Below are 856 nucleotides of genomic sequence, written 5' to 3'. Positions count from 1 at the left end.
GTTTTTATATTTTTAGCTGGGTAGCTTGTTAACTCAGTACTGCTGAGTCATTTTGTCATTGGTTAGTCTAAACTCCAGTCAGCTGGATGTTGAGTTAGTCAGTTCCTTGGAATCCTTAGCAAGTTGTAGCTCCTACACTGGTAACAATGCGATTACCCATAACTTGGGTCGTCCCTGGGCAACCTTTATGGTTGATGCTTACAGCAGGAGAATACTTGCAGTTTATCTAAGCTTCGAGCAGCCAAGCTATCGCTGTTGCATGATGGCAATCCGCTGTTGCGTTTCTAGATTCAAGCGATTTCCTCAAAGTGTAGTGGTAGATAATGGCACTGAATTTCACAGCCACTACTTTGAGCAATTACTGGCATACTACGTTTGCACTAAAAAACATCGACCACCTGCTCATGCTCGCTTTGGCTCTGTAATTGAACGGTTATTCGGTACGGCTAATACGCAGCTGATTCATGAGTTGCAAGGTAATACCCAAATTCTTCGCCAGCCGCGCCAAATCACAAAGTCAGTGAATCCACAAAAATTAGCAATTTGGACGCTAAACGAGCTATACGAGGCATTGTATGAATGGGCATATGAAATCTATGACAAACGACCGCATCCAGCATTAGGACAAAGCCCGCGTGATACCTTTGAATCTGGACTGGCTCTGGGAGGAAATCGGCTACACAAACGGGTAGAATATGACGAAGTTTTTCACATTCTGACACTACCAGCGCCAGATCTCAGACAGCGCAATATTGAACGACAATTAAATAGACCGACCCACGAGATGCGCAATGAGCTTGGAATTGTAAAGCTGAGAGCCGTGCCGATAAGGGAGCTAACAGTATGTAGTAGAAAA

General features: G+C 44.3%; 1 protein-coding gene. It reads left to right on the top strand.

The genetic code is table 11. The features are described 5' to 3' along the window. Positions 1 to 58 precede the first annotated feature (58 nt). A partial coding sequence (locus tag DSM107010_RS37865) for an integrase catalytic domain-containing protein (RefSeq protein ID WP_199756073.1) occupies positions 59 to 856 on the top strand: 798 nt, incomplete at its 3' end.

The organism is Chroococcidiopsis cubana SAG 39.79, assembly GCF_003991895.1.
Lineage (GTDB): Bacteria > Cyanobacteriota > Cyanobacteriia > Cyanobacteriales > Chroococcidiopsidaceae > Chroococcidiopsis > Chroococcidiopsis thermalis.
Note: the sequence above shows the minus strand (reverse complement) of the source record. Positions and strands in the feature narration are given on the sequence as shown.